The sequence below is a fragment of the Enterobacter sp. BNK-13 genome (assembly GCF_048685015.1).
Lineage (GTDB): Bacteria > Pseudomonadota > Gammaproteobacteria > Enterobacterales > Enterobacteriaceae > Enterobacter > Enterobacter quasiroggenkampii.
In genome coordinates this window covers 4,069,882-4,087,251 of sequence record NZ_JBLQTP010000001.1, presented here as the reverse complement: position 1 = coordinate 4,087,251, position 17,370 = coordinate 4,069,882, and the positions used below count along the sequence as shown (strand labels likewise).

Sequence of the window (17,370 nt, the reverse complement as noted above, 5' to 3'; positions counted from 1 at the left end):
AGACCGCACCCCACTTAAGGCTCCCCATACAACCCAATCAGCCGCCGCACCACGCCGTTTGTCCAGCCAAAACCGTCCTGCAGCGGATACTCACCCCCGCCACCTTCGCGCGGCGTGCTGCTGGCGATGTGGTACTTCTCGATTAGCTTATGGTGCGTCTGATAAAAATGGTTCACCGTATGCAGCCAGCTCCAGGCGATCTCATCCCCCAGCGAGTCGTTGCCATACTGCTTGAACCCCTGAATCGCCATCCACTGCAGCGGCGCCCAGCCGTTGGGTTTATCCCACTGCTCGCCGGTTTCATACTCGGTCGCCAGAATCCCGCCCGGCGTGAGCAGTCGCGCCTTGACCGCATCCGACAGGCGCTCAGCCTGCTCATGGGTCGCCATGCCGACATACAGCGGCACGATGCTGGCGGCAGAAAACAGTGCCAGCTCTTCACGTCGCCAGTCGTAGTCGCGGTAACAGCCGCTCTCCTCGTCCCACAGATAGCGGTTCACCGCCTCGCGACGATCGCTGGCTTTCTGGCGGAACAGGTCGGCCGTCTCTTTGTCCCCTTTCGACGCCGAGATGTTGGCAATGGCGCTTTCCAGCTTGAACAGGAAGGCGTTCAGGTCGATGGGGATAAACTGCGTCGTGCGGATGCTGGCGAGCCGCGACGGATCGCGCAGCCAGCGGGACGAATAGTCCCAGCCGGACGCAGCCCCTGCCCGCAGGTCGCGATAGACCTCGTTTGGCGGTCGCCCCGAGTGGCGCGCGGTTTCCACGTCCTCAATCCACGATTCGTCGCGCGGGGTATCACGGTCATCCCAGTAGCGGTTGAGCAATGAACCGTCCGGCATGCGCACGGCGCTGCGGTAGGCCTGGTTAAGCAGCAGCGACTCCGCGCCGTCCATCCAGAAGGCGTACTCCATTTTGAGGTGATCCAGATAGCGTTTTGCACCGCGCACGCCGTCCTCCTCAAACAGCTCTACCATCAGCGCAAAGACCGGCGGCTGGGAGCGGCTGAGATAATAGGTACGGTTGCCGTTGGGGATATGCCCGTAGCGTTCAATCAGCCAGGCGAAGTTGTCCGCCATGCACTTCAGCAGGTCGTTACGACCGCTCTCCGCCAGCCCCAGCATGGAGAAATAGGAATCCCAGTAGTAGGTCTCGCTGAATCGTCCGCCGGGAACGATATAGGCCTGCGGCAGCGCCAGCAGGGAAGACCAGGGAATATGATCCTGCGGCTCGCGCGTCAGCACCGGCCACAGGTTATCAATGTGCTCCTTCAGGGAGAGGCCCGGGTCGGAGACATACTCGGTGCCGAACGTTTCCGGCATCCAGAAGTGGTTCTCCACAAACTGGCGCAGGTCGAAGTCCCGGTGGCGTCTGACCTTGCGGTAGCGGATCAGGATATCCAACGGATCCATTTTCGGCGCGCAGTCGGGGAAGGTTTTGCTGTCCGCAAACAGCCGCGTCGACTGCACATGCTCGAACAGTTCAAGATAGCGGTCTGCGGGCGTCAACGCATCGGAGGCGGGTAGCCCCTCGATCATTTCGGGTTCCGGCTCCGCCTCAATCATTTCATCCAGTTTCAACTCGCAGGGATCGGTCTCGTAGCGCAGCTCTTCTGCAATCTCGAATTCGATGTTCTCGGTAGCCTGTAGTTTCTGGTTGAACATGGTGATAGGGACCTCCGGTTGTGTGTTCAAAAGACAGGTTTATCCGGGCGTCTTATAAGCGTAGACATTCGCTTCGGTAGAGGGGGAGGAATATGTGCGGTAGATCACTATTTTCGGAGCATTCGTTTTGCAACGATTTATGTATGTTAACAGTAGCCTCTCCAGGAGAGGCTACAGAACAAGAGGCGAGCCTGCCGGATCAAAGGCCTTGTTTTAGCCGCGTAGCAATCGGTTCAAATTCCTCGGTGGAATGGCGCTTGAGCGTATCAGGTGCGTTATCCTCAATGGCTTTCCAGTAGGCCCACGGCACCGGTTTTTTCCCCAGCTCATAGTCCATGGCGTCCCAGGCATCTTCACGAAAGGCATAAAATGCCCAGTGTGCATGATGTTTGTCGAGGACGGTCAGGACATCATTAAGCCACTGCCTGCAGCCCTGCAGCGTGCGAACGCAGCCAAACTCTCCCGCGACAACCCGGTTGGCCGGAATACCGTGCTGTTTCGCCCAGTCAAAGGGCGCGTTCATCCATCTCTCTATGGCCGTAGCGTCCCATTTCACCTTTTTACCCCCGAACGTGACCATGCCTGGATAGTCGAACGGCACTTTGCGGCGTGCATTTGGCGCGCTGGTGAAATCATAGGGCTCGTACATGTGGAAGCTGTAGAGCACCCGCTTATCCTCAAGCGCGGACGGCCAGCCAGAAAAACCACGCGCGGAGGCGTACCAGCCTCCATCGACCATTATCGGTGTGGTGGCATCGACCTCGCGGATGGCGGCAATAATCTGATTGTAGAGAGCGGGAAGGTTACGCGCCGTGCTTTGCTGCTGCTGATACCAGGTTTTTAACGCCTCTGGCGACGCCTGCTCGCTAATGTTGCCTCTTTTTTCAGGCGCGGGTTCATTGACCAGGTTCCAGGCCGCAATGCCCGGTTCGTCCTTCAGGGCCTGGGCCAAATCACGCCAGAACTGAGCGGCTTCCTGCCAGTATTTTTTGTCCTGCCAGATGCGGTCATCAAACTGGTTATTGTTATTTTGCGCCCAGCGCATGCCGGGTAAAGAGAGTGGGGCAATAACAACCTGTAGCCCGGCCGCGTGGGCTTTCCTGATGGAGGCTTTGAGCGTCGCGAGGTCTGCGGCCTCGAGCCCACGGTAACCGTCGGCGTTGCCGAGAAGAAAATCTCTCCCGGCAGGTTTCCATTTATCATAAGAGAGGCGAACCCACGTCGCGCCATAGCCACGCAGCGCATCATAGTATTCCTGTGTGGGCGGCAGGCGGTTAAAGCTGTTTCCACCGTGCTGAGGGGTATCCCAGAAGGTGACTTGGTCAGATGAGGAGGCAGCAAAGCAAAAAAGAAGCAGGGTCAACCCGATAAGCGCTTTCATCTCAATTCCTTTTTAGCGTGATGATGATTTTATATTCGCCGGGATGATGAGGCTTTGTCTTTAAATTATCGAGCCATATAAAAAAACTGGCCCGCAAAGGCCAGTTTTGATGACGTGCTTTCCTGCGAAAAGCCCTTAACGCATGGTCACAAACTCTTCCGCCGCCGTTGGGTGGATTGCCACGGTGTTATCGAAATCTTTCTTCGTTGCACCCATCTTCAGCGCCACGGCGAAGCCCTGCAGGATCTCGTCCATGCCGAAGCCGATGCCGTGGATACCGACAATCTTCTCGTCCGGACCGACGCAGACCAGCTTCATGCGGCAAGGCTGACGATGCGAGGTGACGGCGGTATACATCGCGGTGAAGGCTGATTTATACACTTTCACCTGGTCGTCGCCATACTGCTCGCGCGCCTGCGGCTCGGTTAAGCCGACGGTGCCGATTGGCGGGTGGCTGAAGACCACGGTCGGGATGTTGCTGTAGTCCAGATGCTCGTCCGGCTTGTTGTTAAACAGGCGCTCGGAAAGACGACGACCCGCCGCAACGGCCACCGGGGTCAGCTCAACCGCACCGGTATTGTCGCCGACCGCGTAAATGCCCGGTACGCTGGTGTTCTGGAATTTATCGACGACGATATAGCCTTTTTCGTCGGTTTTCACGCCCGTCACGCCCAGGTTGAAGTTATCGTTCGCCGGTTCACGGCCAATCGCCCAGATCAGGCAATCGACGGTCTGGCTGCGACCATCTTCCAGCTCCAGCGTCAGGCTGCCGTCTGCATTTTTTACGACCGCTTTTGGCACGGCGTTGGTATGCAGGGTTGGACCTTCGGTGTTCATCACTTCAACCAGCGTATCAACAATCAGCGGGTCAAAGCTGCGCAGCGGCGCGTGTTTACGCACGAACAGGTGCGCTTCGGCACCCAGACCGTTAATCACGCCAGCCAGCTCCACCGCGATGTAACCCGCGCCCACCACGGCAACGCGTTTTGGCAGGGCAGGCAGTTCGAAGAAACCGTCGGAGTCGATGCCGTATTCCACGCCCGGGATGTTCGGGTGGCTTGGGCGACCACCGGTAGCGATCAGGATGTGATCGGCGGTGATCGTCTCACCGTTTACTTCGATCGTTTTCGCATCAACAAAGCGAGCGAAACCGTGGATAACGTCGACGTTATTTTTGCCCAGCACGTTGTCGTACGAGGTATGAATACGGTCGATGTAGGCGGTACGGCTGGCGATCAGCTTGTCCCAGTCGAAGTGATTGATGGTGGTGTCAAAGCCGTAGTCCGGGCCATACATGTGGATAGCTTCACGGATTTGCGCCGCATGCCACATCACCTTCTTCGGTACACAACCCACGTTCACACAGGTGCCGCCCAGCGCTTTGGCTTCAATCAGCGCGCACTTCTGGCCGTACATGGCCGCGCGGTTGATGGAGGCGATGCCGCCGCTGCCGCCGCCGATGGCGATGTAGTCATAATGCTTAGTCATAGCTTTTGTCCTTAATCGTGAATTGCCGCGATTGTATACCTGAAATCAATAGTTTCCACCGATGGCTGCGATTACTCCGGCACGATCCAACTGACGGAGGTATGGCCCGTACCGGCTGGCACCAGCGTTTTATGCAGCCACGGCAGCACGTTGTTCATCTGCGCTTCGAGCTTCCACGGCGGGTTAATGACGATCATGCCCGAGGCGGTCATGCCGCGCTGGTCGCTGTCCGGACGTACCGCCAGCTCGATCTGCAGAATTTTGCGGATGCCGGTGGCTTCCAGGTCTTTGATCATGCGCTTAATTTGCGCACGCAGCACCACCGGATACCACAGGGCGTATGTCCCGGTGGCGAAGCGTTTGTAGCCTTCGTGGATACCGGTCACCACCGCCTGATAGTCGGTTTTGATTTCGTACGGCGGGTCGATCAGCACCAGGCCGCGACGGGAGACCGGCGGCAGCTTGGCTTTCAGCTGCTGGTAGCCGTCGGCTTTTTCCACGCGGGCGCGGCTGTCTTTCTGGAATTCAGAGCGCAGCAGCGGGAAGTCGCTCGGGTGCAGCTCGGTCAGCTGGATGCTGTCCTGCTCGCGCAGCAGCTGGCGGGCAATCAGCGGGGATCCCGGGTAGTAGCGCAGCTGGCCGTTGCGGTTGAAGTGATTCACCACGCCGATGTACGGCTCCAGCTCGGCAGGCAGGTCGTCCTGCTGCCAGATGCGGGCGATCCCTTCCAGATATTCACCGGTACGCTCGGCATGCTCGCCGCTCAGCTGATAACGGCCCGCGCCCGCGTGGGTGTCCAGATAGAGAAACGGCTTCTCTTTCTCTTTGAGCGATTCGATGATCAGGCTCTGAACGGTGTGTTTAAGGACGTCGGCGTGGTTGCCTGCGTGGAAGCTGTGGCGATAACTGAGCATGGGTAATGATATTCCGCTGAATTGACGATTTGCCACAGTTTACAGCAGAACGGCGCAGATTACCCGTAGGCCCGGTAAGCGCAGCGCCACCGGGCTCTTTTCGACAACGTCCGGCATTGAAATCCTCTACACTTAACCCCATTCTAGATCGCATATGCACAGCGCCGGATGCGCGCTTCATTCATCTTATTCAACAGGACAGCGTTTATGACCAATCCATTACTGACGCCTTTTTCGTTGCCGCCGTTTTCTAAAATCCTCCCCGAGCATGTGGTTCCAGCCGTTACGCAATCGCTGGACAACTGCCGCGCGGCGGTAGAAAGCGTGGTAGCGCAGGGCGCGCCGTACACCTGGGAAAATCTGTGTCAGCCGCTGGCCGAAGTGGACGACGTGCTGGGGCGTATCTTCTCCCCGGTGAGCCACCTGAACTCGGTAAAAAACAGCCCGGAGCTGCGCGAAGCCTACGAGCAAACCCTGCCGCTGCTCTCTGAGTACAGCACCTGGGTCGGCCAGCACGAAGGGCTCTACAAAGCCTACCGCGACCTGCGCGACGGCGACCATTATGCCGAACTGAACACGGCGCAGAAAAAATCAGTCGATAACGCCCTGCGTGATTTTGAGCTATCCGGGATTGGCCTGCCAAAAGAGAAGCAGACCCGCTACGGTGAAATCGCCGCGCGCCTGTCCGAGCTGGGTAACCAGTACAGCAACAACGTGCTCGACGCCACCATGGGCTGGACGAAGCTGATTACCGACGAAGCGGAGCTTTCCGGCATGCCGGAAAGCGCTCTGGCGGCGGCAAAAGCGCAGGCCGAGGCGAAAGAGCAGGACGGCTTCCTGCTAACCCTGGATATCCCGAGCTATCTGCCGGTGATGACCTACTGCGACAACCAGGCGCTTCGCGAAGAGATGTACCGCGCCTACAGCACCCGCGCCTCCGATCAGGGGCCGAATGCCGGTAAGTGGGACAACAGCCCGGTCATGGCGGAAATCCTCGCCCTGCGCCACGAGCTGGCCCAACTGCTGGGCTTCGAAAACTACGCCGATAAATCCCTCGCCACCAAAATGGCGGAAAATCCGCAGCAGGTGCTCGACTTCCTGACCGATCTGGCGAAACGCGCCCGTCCACAGGGTGAAAAAGAGCTGGCCCAGCTGCGCGCCTTCGCGAAAGCGGAGTTCGGCGTGGACGAGCTGCAGCCGTGGGACATTGCTTACTACAGCGAAAAACAGAAGCAGCACCTCTACAGCATCAGCGACGAGCAGCTGCGCCCGTATTTCCCGGAAAACAAAGCCGTTAACGGCCTGTTTGAAGTGGTGAAGCGCATCTATGGCATCACCGCCAAAGAGCGTACCGATATCGACGTCTGGCACCCGGACGTGCGCTTCTTCGAACTGTATGACGAGAAAAACGAACTGCGCGGCAGCTTCTACCTCGATCTCTACGCGCGTGAGAACAAGCGCGGCGGGGCGTGGATGGACGACTGCGTGGGCCAGATGCGTAAAGCAGACGGTTCTCTGCAGAAGCCGGTCGCCTACCTGACCTGTAACTTCAACCGTCCGGTAAACGGCAAACCTGCGCTCTTTACCCACGACGAAGTGATCACCCTGTTCCACGAGTTCGGTCACGGTCTGCACCATATGCTGACCCGCATCGAAACCGCAGGCGTGGCAGGCATCAGCGGTGTGCCGTGGGATGCGGTCGAACTGCCGAGCCAGTTTATGGAAAACTGGTGCTGGGAGCCGGACGCGCTGGCGTTTATCTCCGGTCACTATGAGACCGGCGAACCGCTGCCGAAAGAACTGCTGGATAAAATGCTGGCGGCGAAGAACTACCAGGCGGCGATGTTTATCCTGCGTCAGCTGGAGTTCGGCCTGTTCGATTTCCGCCTGCACGCCGAGTTCAGCCCGGAGCAGGGCGCGAAAATTCTTGAAACCCTGGCCGAGATTAAAAAGCAGGTTGCCGTTATTCCCGGGCCAACCTGGGGCCGCTTCCCGCACGCGTTCAGCCATATCTTTGCAGGCGGTTACGCGGCGGGTTACTACAGCTACCTGTGGGCCGACGTGCTGGCTGCGGATGCCTTCTCTCGTTTCGAAGAAGAGGGGATCTTCAACCGCGAAACCGGCCAGTCGTTCCTCGACAATATCCTGACCCGCGGCGGTTCCGAAGAGCCAATGGTGCTGTTCAAACGCTTCCGCGGACGCGAGCCGCAGCTGGATGCGATGCTTGAGCATTACGGGATCAAAGGCTGATTGTTACGTGAAGATCTGCTTAGTGGATGAAACGGGCGCCGGAGACGGCGCCTTATCTGTTCTGGCCGCCCGCTGGGGGCTGGAGCACGATGATGAAAACCCGATGGCGCTGGTGATGACCACAGCGCATCTGGAGTTACGCAAGCGCGACGAACCGAAGCTCGGCGGGATTTTCGTCGATTTTGTCGGTGGGGCCATGGCGCACCGGCGCAAGTTCGGCGGCGGTCGCGGCGAAGCGGTGGCTAAAGCGGTTGGGATTAAAGGAAGCTATCTGCCGGACGTGGTGGATGCCACGGCGGGGCTGGGGCGCGATGCGTTTGTGCTGGCGTCTGTCGGCTGTCGGGTGCGGATGCTGGAACGTAACCCGGTGGTGGCGGCCCTGCTCGACGACGGTCTGAGCCGTGGCTACGCGGACCCGGAAATCGGCCCGTGGTTGCAGGAGCGTTTGCAACTTATCCATGCCTCGAGCCTGACGGCGCTGACCGATATCACCCCGCGCCCGCAGGTGGTCTATCTCGACCCGATGTTTCCGCACAAGCAGAAAAGCGCGCTGGTGAAGAAAGAGATGCGGGTGTTTCAGTCTCTGGTGGGACCTGATCTGGATGCGGATGGCCTGCTGGCGCCGGCTCGCCAGCTGGCGACGAAGCGGGTGGTGGTGAAGCGCCCTGACTATGCGCCGCCGCTGGCGGACGTTGCCACGACCAATGCGGTGACCACCAAAGGGCACCGGTTTGATATCTACTCAGGCACGCCGGAATAAAAAAAGCCGGGTGGCGGCTTCGCCTTACCCGGCCTACAGTTAGTGCCGCTTGTAGGCCCGGTAAGCGTTAGCGCCACCGGGCTTTTTTGCACTTACTCGTCTTCTTCGTCACGCAGTGGAACAATCAGCATATCCACGTGGACGGTATTAATCAGCTGGCGCGCGGAAGACATCAGCTTGCTCCAGAAGTCCTGATGGTGACCGCACACCACCAGGTCCATGTCATATTTCTTGATCGCATCAACCAGTACCTGGCCCAGGTCGCCGCTGCCGCTCAGGGTTTCGGTAATCGGGTAGCCTGCGTTAGTGGACAGTTCGCTCAGGGCGTGGTGCGTCTCTTCGGAGATACGCTTCTGCATATCGCCCAGATTGACGTCGATCAGACCGGTGTAGAGGTCGGAGTAATTCACATCAACGTGAATCAGCGAAACTTTCGCGTTGTAGGGACGTGCCATGGATACCGCTTTATCAACCAGCACTTTGCTCTCCGGGGAGAGGTCTACCGCGATGAGAATGTGTTTGTAAGCCATAGTGTTACTCCTTCCTTAAGTTATCGATGACTAAATGGGAAAGCCGTCGTCTGATGCTTTCATTACGGCCCAGTTAAACATATTTTTCAAGCTTTGGTGTTGATAACGATTAACCTTGTGGCAAAAAAATTAACGGATCTCCTACACTATTAAATGAGCCGTTCGGATATTAAAACGCGAACCGGATCGACTTTTGGTCATTCTTTCACTGAACTGTCTGTCAGGGCATTGGGGTGCGGTAGCTCAGAAGCCTTGCTTCGTGGGCGGACGCCGGGGAGGATGTATGATTAGCACCGTCGCATTGTTTTGGGCGTTATGCGTGGTTTGCATAGTGAATATGGCGCGCTACTTCTCATCGTTACGTGCGCTGTTAGTGGTACTTCGTGGTTGCGATCCGTTGCTTTATCAGTATGTGGACGGTGGAGGGTTCTTCACCTCGCATGGACAGCCCAGCAAACAGATGCGTCTGGTGGGATATATCTACTACCAGCGCTACCGCGATCATCACGATGAAGAGTTTATCCGTCGCTGCGAGCGCCTGCGTCGTCAGTTCATTTTAACCAGCGCCCTGTGTGGCCTGGTCGTGGTCAGCATGATTGCATTGATGATTTGGCACTGAGCATAAAAAAAGCGGGTCAGTTTCCTGACCCGCTTTTTTGTCGCCTTCAACCGATTAAATCAGCTTCAGCGAAATCCAGTACAGCCCGCCAGACAGCAGGATTGATGCCGGAAGGGTGAACACCCAGGCCATCAGAATGTTGGTCACGGTTTTGCGCTGCAGGCCGCCACCGTCAACAATCATGGTACCTGCCACGGACGAGGAGAGTACGTGGGTGGTGGATACCGGCATACCGGTGTAGCTCGCCAGACCGATAGATACTGCCGCCGTCATCTGCGCGGACATACCCTGCGCATAGGTCATGCCTTTCTTACCGATCTTCTCGCCGATGGTGGTCGCCACACGGCGCCAGCCAATCATCGTACCGATACCGAGTGCCAGTGCGACCGCCATGATGATCCAGATTGGCGCGTACTCAATGGTGTTGAGCATATCGCCTTTCAGTTTCTTCAGGAGACGCTGGTCGTCAGCATTCACGTCAGGCAGCTTCGCCACTTTATCCGTTACATCAGAGATGCACAGCATAATGCGACGCAGCTGACCACGCTGCTCAACGGTCAGTTTGTCATAACTTTCGATATTGCCCAGCATGCCTTTGGCACGTTCCAGCGCGTTAATCGCGTTTGCCGGATGGCAGTGGAATTCGCCAGGCGCGGTGGTAGCACCGGCTTCCGGAGACGGAATCAGCTGGTCAACGCCGGTCGCTTTTTTCAGCAGCTCAGGGTGCTGCTGGAAGTAGGTTTCAACGTTGTTGACCGCATCACGGGTCCGGGTGATTTCGTAGCCGGAGGCGTTCATGTTAACCACGAAGCCTGCCGGAGCAACGCCGATCAGTACCAGCATCACCAGACCAATGCCTTTCTGACCATCGTTCGCGCCGTGTGAGAAAGCGACACCGATTGCGGAAATGATCAGGGCGATACGCGTCCAGAATGGCGGCTTTTTCTTGCCGTCTTTCTTTTCACGCTCTGCTGGCGTCAGGTGAATACGGGAGCGTTTTTTGGTATTGCTCCAGTAACGACGCAGGATGAAGATCAGCCCGCCTGCCACCACCAGACCCACGATAGGGGAGACGATGAGAGAGGCAAAGATCCCCAGTACTTTCGGGATATTTAACGCATCAACAACCGATGTACCGGTCATGAGGGCGTTGGTTAACCCGATACCGATAATCGCGCCGATGAGGGTGTGAGAACTGGATGCAGGCAGGCCGAAATACCAGGTACCGAGGTTCCAGATAATTGCAGCAAGCAGCATTGAGAACACCATAGCGAGGCCATGGCCAGAACTTACGTTAAGCAGCAGATCTGTTGGCAGCATATGCACAATGGCATACGCAACGCTCAGTCCGCCCAGGAGGACACCAAAAAAGTTAAATACCGCCGCCATAACAACCGCAAGCTGCGATCGCATTGCGCGAGTGTAAATAACCGTCGCTACTGCGTTTGCAGTGTCGTGGAAGCCGTTGATCGCTTCGTAAAACAGTACAAAAACCAGAGCAAGCAAGAGTAAAAGCCCGGTATGTAAATCCAGGCCGGCAAACAAATGTAGCATAGGACGTTACGCCATTTTGAGGACATGAACGCGGCGCATTATCCAGGACAAATGCGCAACGGGCAAAGTGAAATATAGACTTTTTTTGACATACCACCTGAATTGAGAAAAGTGCCTGAAAGGATATTCTTTAAATTTCAATGGAATGGCTTTGTAATATCTTTTTACGCTGGTGTGACCACAGAGGAAACTTTACAATCCGCGGCAGTTAACAAAGAGGGTTTTGACGTGGAAAGGTTTGATGCCGTGGTAATTGGCGCCGGTGCGGCGGGTATGTTTTGTGCGGCAATGGCCGGACAGGCGGGTCGTCGCGTGCTGTTGCTGGATAACGGTAAAAAGCCAGGCCGTAAGATCCTGATGTCCGGCGGCGGGCGCTGCAACTTTACTAACCTGTATGTTGAACCCGCGGCCTATTTGAGCCAAAACCGTCATTTTTGTAAATCTGCGCTGGCGCGTTATACCCAGTGGGACTTTATCGACCTGGTGGGTAAGCACGGTATCGCATGGCATGAGAAGACGCTGGGCCAGCTGTTCTGCGACGACTCCGCGCAGCAGATTGTCGATATGCTGGTGGCCGAGTGCGAGAAGGGCGGCGTGGTCATGCGCCTGCGCACCGAGGTGCTGGAGGTTTCCCGTGACGACCAGGGCTACACGCTGCAGCTCAACGGCGAAACCGTCAGTGCCGATAATCTGGTGATCGCCAGCGGCGGCCTCTCTATGCCGGGGCTGGGCGCTTCCCCGTTCGGCTATAAGATTGCCGAACAGTTTGGCCTGAACGTTTTGCCTACGCGCGCCGGGCTGGTGCCGTTCACGCTGCATAAACCGCTTCTGGAACAGCTTCAGACGCTGTCTGGCGTATCTGTTCCCTCTGTTATCACCGCCGAAGACGGCACGGTGTTTCGCGAAAACCTGCTCTTTACCCATCGCGGCCTCTCCGGCCCGGCGGTCCTGCAAATCTCCAGCTACTGGCAGCCGGGGGAGTTTGTCACGGTTAACCTGCTCCCGGACTGCGATCTGGATGCCTTCCTCAACGAACAGCGTGCGGCGCACCCGAATCAAAGCCTGAAAAACACGCTGGCAATGCAGCTGCCGAAGCGTCTGGTGGAGTGTTTGCAGGTGCTGGGGCAGATCCCCGACGTGTCGCTTAAGCAGCTTAACAGCCGCGAGCAGGAGACGCTGGTGGAGACCCTGACAAACTGGCGCGTGCAGCCAAACGGCACGGAGGGCTACCGCACCGCGGAAGTCACGCTGGGCGGGGTCGACACGAATGAACTCTCTTCCCGCACCATGGAAGCGCGCAACGTACCGGGGCTCTATTTTATTGGTGAAGTGATGGACGTCACCGGCTGGCTCGGCGGATACAACTTCCAGTGGGCATGGGCAAGTGCCTGGGCATGTGCTCAGGCGCTGGCAGAAGACAAGTGACATCAGCGCGCCGCCACTCGTCACGCTTGGCTTTACGGGCTGACGGTGGTGGCGTCCGTCACGGCCAGAATATTGCTCGCGGCCACGGTCCCCATCTTGATGTATGACGCGGCGGTAACGCCGCCGATATGCGGTGAAATAACCACGTTTTCTACAGACTGCCAGAGGTGCGGCGCCGTCAGCGGCTCGTGGGTAAAGCTGTCCAGCGCTGCGCTGTGCAGCGTGCCATCCCGGAGCGCCGCCAGTAACGATTCACTGTGGATCAGTCCACCGCGTGCCGTATTGACCAGAATGGCGTTCCGCTTGCAGTGTGCGAGCGTCTCGCTGTTGATCATTCCCCGATTCTCATCGGTTAGCGGACAGTGCAAAGAGATGACATCGGAACGGGAAAGAAGTCCGGTCAGCGTCTCTGCGCGTTCGCACAGGGCGGGCATGGACTTAGCATAAGGATCGTAAGCCAGCACCTTCATACCGAAGGCATGACCAATAGTTGCCACGCGCGAGCCGATAGCGCCCAATCCGATTAGCCCCAGGGTTAATCCCTCCAGCTCAATGGATTTATGCGTCGCCTTATCCCAGTGCCCGTCTCGTAACCGCTTGTCCAGAGGCACCACGGACTTTGCGCAGGCGAGGATCAGCGCCCAGGTATGTTCAGCCACTGCCGCCGCGTTTGCGCCTGGGGCCGCGCGGACGGCGATATTGCGCTCGGCCGCTGCCGTCTGGTCTATCACATCGATCCCGCTTCCGTGCTTGGAAATAACCTGCAGAGCCGGGGCGGCATCCATGACTTTCGCGGTGATCCGGCCGTAACGAACCAGAATCGCCACGGGATTGTGTCGTTCACACAGCGCGATCAGGTCATCTTCTGTCGGCTGGCGGCCCGCAAACACCACCTCAAAGCCCTGCAGCATCACCATGGCCTGCTCCGCCAGGTCGCTTCCGGTAACCAAAACTACGTCTTTGCCCCCCATCACAGCGTCTCCCCGTCAGCTAACATACCTGCCTTACGAAGCGCGTCATCAAGCCAGTGTGGACGCAAATCGCCTTCACGGATGGCGGCAAGACGCCGGGTCTCCATCTCCAGCTTTTCTTTTGCCAGCGCGATAACCTGCTGAACCTCATCGCGCGGGATGACGACCACGCCGTCGATATCCGCGACAACCAGATCCCCGGCCTGAACCGTCGCCCCGGCGACTGAAATGGGATGATTAACCCGGCCAGAATTTAACTTTGTCGGGCCGCAGGGGTTCAAACCGGCAGAAAAGACAGGGTAGTGGCCTTTGCTCAGGGAATCGGCGTCACGTACAGCGCCGTCAATAATGATGCCCGCAATGCCGCTCGCCTGAGCCTGAGTAGCCATGATTTCGCCCAGCAGCGCGCAGCTCAGGTCGCCTTTGCCATCGACGATCAGGACATCGCCGGGTTGCGCAACCGCCATCGCGGCATGAATCGCCAGATTATCACCCGGACGGACTTCCACGGTGATGGCCGGACCCGCAACGGACATGTGAGGAGCCAGCGGTTTGATGCGACCGTGAAGCGTACCGCGGCGACCAGCCACGTCGGCCAGAATGGCTGCCTGATACTCGGCAGCCCGACGAACGTCCTCGGCAGAAACGCGTTCGAACTGGCGATTAATCGGTTTTTTTTCAGAAACGGACATGAATGCCTCCATATTGTTTTACTTAGTACAACGCAGGTGTACAGAACAAAACAACTATAGCGGTGTTGCTTTCCTTTTAGCCAGACCCGAGGTGGCGTTTGTGATGTAAACACGAAGTGACTCACAAAATTTGAGGTACACTCACTGCCGGGCTAACAAGGAGATAATGATGGGGAATGAAGGCGTTGTAGCGGTTGAAAAAGCGCTGGCTTTACTGGATTGCTTCCGTCCTGGGGATGAGAGCCTGACGCTGACCGCGCTGGCACAGCTGTCGGGTTATCACAAAACCACGGTTTACCGCTTGATGAATTCTCTTGAACGGATGAATTACGTCGTCAGGCATGAAGACGGCAATTATGCGCTTGGCCCACGTCTGCTTTACCTCGGCAAGCTGTATGAACAATCTTTCCATCTTTCGCGGGTGGTTCAGCCAGAGCTTCAGGCGCTCTCCCTGGCGTCTCAGGAAAGTGCCAGCTGGTATGTGCTGGAGGGTGGGCAGCGCCTTTGCCTGTTTCGCGCGGAAGCGTCGCACGGCCTGCGACACAGCAATCTTCCCGGCAGCCAGTTCCCGCTCGATAATTCGGCCATCAGTAAGGTATTGCGCCATTGGGGGCTCAATGAGAGCCTGCCAGAGGGAGACGCTGACCTCCCTTTCTACACGTCAGGCGCACGCGATCCCCACACCGCGGCGTTTGCGATGCCTGTCTTCGGCGTTCACGACAAGCTGGTTGCGGCGTTAGCCCTGACCGGCCCCATCTCACGGCTGACGGAAGATCGTCGTGAGAAGGAGATAGGGCCTTTGATGAAGGCGGCGGCCAGCCGTCTGTCGCAAAAAATGGGAGCCAGTAAGCCCTTCTGTCTGCAGTTCTTTGGTGAAACGAGCGACGCGGCGGAAGACAATCTTTAAACGCAGAAGCGGGACATGTGTCCCGCTTCTGTCATCACGAATGCGTGACCTGTTTTTCGTGTAACTGAGCGTTGCGGGCCTGCCGTCCCATAATGAGTACCGCGATACCCCCGGCCAGGCACAGCGCGGCCAGCGGAAGCATGGCCAGCGTATAGCTTCCCGTCTGCTCGCTGATTATGCCGTAGGCATTTACCATGACCACCCCGCCAATCAGGTTCGCGATGGCGCCAATCGCGGCCAGCCCTGCCGCCGCCGAGGAGCTGCTCATCCAGCCGGATGCCAGCGCCCAGAAAGGCCCTTTCGCAGAATACGCGCCTGTCAGGATAATGCTCAGGATCACGATAGTGGCAAAGAGCGAGACGTTTACAAAGGCAGCGAACACGCCGGCGGCAATCATGAACAGCGTCAGCGCGGTATGCCAGCGGCGTTCGTTGGTGCGATCGGAGTGTCGTCCCCAGACAATCATCAGAACCGATGCCAGACCGTAAGGGATAGCGTTAAACAGACCTGTCTCAAGATTATCGAGATGGAAAGATTTCAGCAGTTGAGGAGACCAGACGCTGATCGTGGTGCCCGCGGACGATGCGCCCGCGTAAATCAGCGCCATCAGCCAGATCTGACGATGCTTCAGCAACTGCCACGTCGTCTGATGTCCAATGTTCTTTTGCTGGTTCCGCTCGGTCTCAAGCGTGGTTTCCAGCCACTTTTTCTGTTCATCACCGAGCCATTTCGCCTGATGAGGGCGATCCCGGAGAATAAACCAGGCCGCAATACCCAGCAGTACCGCAGGTAAGCCTTCAATAATGAACAGCAGATGCCAGCCGCGAAGACCCAGCCAGCCATCCAGCGACAGTATCAACCCGGAAAGCGGGGAGCCGATGAAGTTAGCGAGCGGGATGGCGACCATAAAGGACGCAATAATGCGCGCGCGGTAGCGGGCAGGGATCCACCAGGTGAGATACAGCACGACGCCCGGGAAGAAGCCTGCTTCCGCTGCCCCGAGAAGAAAACGGACGATATAGAGCGAGGTGGTATTTTGAACCAGCGCCATGCCCATGGAGACGATGCCCCAGCTGATCATAATGCGCGGTATCCACAGCCGGGCACCGACTTTCTGCATGGCCAGGTTACTGGGAACCTCAAACAAAAAATAGGCCACGAAGTAAAGGCTGCTGGCGAAGCCAAACGCCGCTTTGCTGAGGCCAAGGTCCTCATTCATCTGCAGCGAAGCCATGCCGATATTCCCGCGATCGATAATCGAGACCAGGTAACTGACAATCAGAAACGGGAGAATACGCCAGATCACCTTCCGCATCGTCTCTCTTTCTATGTCCTCGGTGGCGGTCGCGCCGTTACGTAAATGTTCTGTCATTGTATCCTCGCAGGGTGTGTTCTTTGTTTTATTAGGTACAACTTAGTTTTATTAAACAAAACCACTATAGCGACGGCGCGTTCTTTTTATCCAGTTAATGGAAGGTTTAAATGATGTAAATAAGAGGTGACTCACAGATAGTGCGCTGCGGATATCGCCCAAGGCTGCTGACCAGCCGCAAGCCGGACGTGCTGGCAGAGAAATAATCACGTAACGCAATTATTGCACCAACTTTTCCTCTCCCTTCGACTAAGCTTCGACCAGATGCCCCGCCGCGTTCGCGGGGCCATACTTCTTTTGGTCAGAGCACGTACCATGCAGCTACTCAGCATTATTATTTTGCTTACCCTAACCGTGGTGATTCATTCGCTGTGGATGTTTGGCGTTTTAAAATTCATTACGTTAGAGGTCGATTCTGCGGTACGCATTGTTTTACGCAATGTCGGCATCGTGATCTCTATGATTTTCGCCCATCTCCTGGAAGCCGGGCTGTTTGCGGCGTTTTATTTTGTCATCGACGCGTTTAATGACTGGAACACCAGCTTCTACTTTTCGCTGGTGAGCTATGCGACGGTAGGGTACGGCGACGTCACGTTACCCCAGCACTGGCGGCTCATCGGCGGGGTAGAAGGACTGGTGGGCGCGTTGATGGTAGGCTGGTCTGTGGCGGTTCTGGTCGCGGTGCTGCAGCGTTTACGTGGCATGAGCGCCTAAACGGCAGATGCGCAATCCCCGCCTGGTAAGGTAAAGTACCCCTCCTTGCGTAGCCGATTGGGCTGCGGCTTTAAGGGTGAAGAGGCTGATTAACGGCCCGCCCTGTTTCGTTCCTGGTTTACGCCAGTT

Annotated in this window: 15 protein-coding genes; 6 read left to right on the top strand and 9 right to left on the bottom strand. The window is 57.2% G+C overall.

The window, feature by feature from the left end:
• Positions 1 to 14: 14 nt before the first annotated feature.
• The 4 genes from ACMGGQ_RS19770 to ACMGGQ_RS19755 form a co-directional block, all read right to left on the bottom strand.
• Positions 15 to 1,664: an alpha,alpha-trehalase gene (locus tag ACMGGQ_RS19770; protein WP_024908843.1), complete on the bottom strand. Its 1,650-nt coding sequence runs from the start codon at positions 1,662 to 1,664 to the stop codon at positions 15 to 17.
• A gap of 199 nt (positions 1,665 to 1,863) precedes the next feature.
• Complete coding sequence (locus tag ACMGGQ_RS19765; protein ID WP_420290417.1) at positions 1,864 to 3,045, bottom strand: glycoside hydrolase family 5 protein; 1,182 nt, start codon at positions 3,043 to 3,045, stop codon at positions 1,864 to 1,866.
• Between the two features lie 135 nt (positions 3,046 to 3,180).
• Positions 3,181 to 4,533 carry a glutathione-disulfide reductase gene (gorA, locus tag ACMGGQ_RS19760; RefSeq protein ID WP_008503120.1) on the bottom strand — a complete coding sequence of 451 codons (1,353 nt, stop codon included), beginning with the start codon at positions 4,531 to 4,533 and terminating at the stop codon, positions 3,181 to 3,183.
• Positions 4,534 to 4,604: 71 nt separating this feature from the next.
• Positions 4,605 to 5,447: a 23S rRNA (adenine(2030)-N(6))-methyltransferase RlmJ gene (locus ACMGGQ_RS19755; protein ID WP_008503119.1), complete on the bottom strand. Its 843-nt coding sequence runs from the start codon at positions 5,445 to 5,447 to the stop codon at positions 4,605 to 4,607.
• A 207-nt stretch (positions 5,448 to 5,654) separates the two neighbouring features.
• On the opposite strand from ACMGGQ_RS19755, the gene prlC reads away from it, so the two are divergent.
• Both prlC and rsmJ read left to right on the top strand, forming a co-directional pair.
• Complete coding sequence (gene prlC, locus ACMGGQ_RS19750) at positions 5,655 to 7,697, top strand: oligopeptidase A (protein WP_048027782.1); 2,043 nt, start codon at positions 5,655 to 5,657, stop codon at positions 7,695 to 7,697.
• A 7-nt stretch (positions 7,698 to 7,704) separates the two neighbouring features.
• Positions 7,705 to 8,457, top strand: coding sequence for a 16S rRNA (guanine(1516)-N(2))-methyltransferase RsmJ (rsmJ, locus tag ACMGGQ_RS19745; RefSeq protein WP_045416997.1), 753 nt, complete (start codon positions 7,705 to 7,707; stop codon positions 8,455 to 8,457).
• 92 nt (positions 8,458 to 8,549) lie between these two features.
• Here rsmJ and uspA read toward each other — a convergent pair whose 3' ends face one another.
• Positions 8,550 to 8,987, bottom strand: a complete 438-nt coding sequence (uspA, locus tag ACMGGQ_RS19740; protein ID WP_003861223.1) for a universal stress protein UspA — start codon at positions 8,985 to 8,987, stop codon at positions 8,550 to 8,552.
• Positions 8,988 to 9,270: 283 nt separating this feature from the next.
• Here uspA and uspB point away from each other — a divergent pair, with 283 nt between their 5' ends.
• Entirely contained in the window at positions 9,271 to 9,606 is a 336-nt protein-coding gene (gene uspB / locus ACMGGQ_RS19735; RefSeq protein ID WP_003861224.1) for a universal stress protein UspB, read from the top strand.
• A gap of 54 nt (positions 9,607 to 9,660) precedes the next feature.
• Here uspB and pitA read toward each other — a convergent pair whose 3' ends face one another.
• Positions 9,661 to 11,160 carry an inorganic phosphate transporter PitA gene (gene pitA, locus ACMGGQ_RS19730; RefSeq protein WP_008503116.1) on the bottom strand — a complete coding sequence of 500 codons (1,500 nt, stop codon included), beginning with the start codon at positions 11,158 to 11,160 and terminating at the stop codon, positions 9,661 to 9,663.
• A gap of 228 nt (positions 11,161 to 11,388) precedes the next feature.
• Between pitA and ACMGGQ_RS19725 the strand changes: the two genes are divergently transcribed.
• On the top strand, positions 11,389 to 12,585 hold the full coding sequence (locus ACMGGQ_RS19725) for an NAD(P)/FAD-dependent oxidoreductase (protein ID WP_048027774.1): 1,197 nt from the start codon (positions 11,389 to 11,391) through the stop codon (positions 12,583 to 12,585).
• Between the two features lie 32 nt (positions 12,586 to 12,617).
• Here ACMGGQ_RS19725 and ACMGGQ_RS19720 read toward each other — a convergent pair whose 3' ends face one another.
• Together ACMGGQ_RS19720 and ACMGGQ_RS19715 are read right to left on the bottom strand one after the other, a co-directional pair.
• Positions 12,618 to 13,556 (bottom strand): NAD(P)-dependent oxidoreductase, encoded by a 939-nt coding sequence (locus ACMGGQ_RS19720; RefSeq protein WP_048226311.1) that lies wholly within the window; start codon positions 13,554 to 13,556, stop codon positions 12,618 to 12,620.
• Positions 13,556 to 14,248: an RraA family protein gene (locus tag ACMGGQ_RS19715; protein ID WP_420290416.1), complete on the bottom strand. Its 693-nt coding sequence runs from the start codon at positions 14,246 to 14,248 to the stop codon at positions 13,556 to 13,558. Before ACMGGQ_RS19715 ends, ACMGGQ_RS19720 begins: the two co-directional genes overlap by 1 nt.
• A gap of 169 nt (positions 14,249 to 14,417) precedes the next feature.
• Here ACMGGQ_RS19715 and ACMGGQ_RS19710 point away from each other — a divergent pair, with 169 nt between their 5' ends.
• Positions 14,418 to 15,155, top strand: a complete 738-nt coding sequence (locus ACMGGQ_RS19710) for an IclR family transcriptional regulator (RefSeq protein ID WP_248223059.1) — start codon at positions 14,418 to 14,420, stop codon at positions 15,153 to 15,155.
• A gap of 34 nt (positions 15,156 to 15,189) precedes the next feature.
• Here the strand turns inward: ACMGGQ_RS19710 and ACMGGQ_RS19705 are convergent, their stop codons facing one another.
• Positions 15,190 to 16,527, bottom strand: a complete 1,338-nt coding sequence (locus ACMGGQ_RS19705; protein ID WP_045909045.1) for an MFS transporter — start codon at positions 16,525 to 16,527, stop codon at positions 15,190 to 15,192.
• Between the two features lie 315 nt (positions 16,528 to 16,842).
• Between ACMGGQ_RS19705 and ACMGGQ_RS19700 the strand changes: the two genes are divergently transcribed.
• On the top strand, positions 16,843 to 17,241 hold the full coding sequence (locus ACMGGQ_RS19700) for a potassium channel family protein (RefSeq protein WP_024908850.1): 399 nt from the start codon (positions 16,843 to 16,845) through the stop codon (positions 17,239 to 17,241).
• Positions 17,242 to 17,370: the final 129 nt, after the last annotated feature.

Coding starts and splice junctions, on each gene's coding strand:
- prlC (WP_048027782.1), top strand. CDS start 5,655: ATGACCAATCCATTACTGACGCCTTTTTCGTTGCCGCCGTTTTCTAAA.
- uspA (WP_003861223.1), bottom strand. CDS start 8,987: ATGGCTTACAAACACATTCTCATCGCGGTAGACCTCTCCCCGGAGAGC.
- ACMGGQ_RS19755 (WP_008503119.1), bottom strand. CDS start 5,447: ATGCTCAGTTATCGCCACAGCTTCCACGCAGGCAACCACGCCGACGTC.
- ACMGGQ_RS19765 (WP_420290417.1), bottom strand. CDS start 3,045: ATGAAAGCGCTTATCGGGTTGACCCTGCTTCTTTTTTGCTTTGCTGCC.
- pitA (WP_008503116.1), bottom strand. CDS start 11,160: ATGCTACATTTGTTTGCCGGCCTGGATTTACATACCGGGCTTTTACTC.
- gorA (WP_008503120.1), bottom strand. CDS start 4,533: ATGACTAAGCATTATGACTACATCGCCATCGGCGGCGGCAGCGGCGGC.
- uspB (WP_003861224.1), top strand. CDS start 9,271: ATGATTAGCACCGTCGCATTGTTTTGGGCGTTATGCGTGGTTTGCATA.
- ACMGGQ_RS19705 (WP_045909045.1), bottom strand. CDS start 16,527: ATGACAGAACATTTACGTAACGGCGCGACCGCCACCGAGGACATAGAA.
- ACMGGQ_RS19715 (WP_420290416.1), bottom strand. CDS start 14,248: ATGTCCGTTTCTGAAAAAAAACCGATTAATCGCCAGTTCGAACGCGTT.
- ACMGGQ_RS19770 (WP_024908843.1), bottom strand. CDS start 1,664: ATGTTCAACCAGAAACTACAGGCTACCGAGAACATCGAATTCGAGATT.
- ACMGGQ_RS19700 (WP_024908850.1), top strand. CDS start 16,843: ATGCAGCTACTCAGCATTATTATTTTGCTTACCCTAACCGTGGTGATT.
- ACMGGQ_RS19720 (WP_048226311.1), bottom strand. CDS start 13,556: ATGGGGGGCAAAGACGTAGTTTTGGTTACCGGAAGCGACCTGGCGGAG.
- ACMGGQ_RS19710 (WP_248223059.1), top strand. CDS start 14,418: ATGGGGAATGAAGGCGTTGTAGCGGTTGAAAAAGCGCTGGCTTTACTG.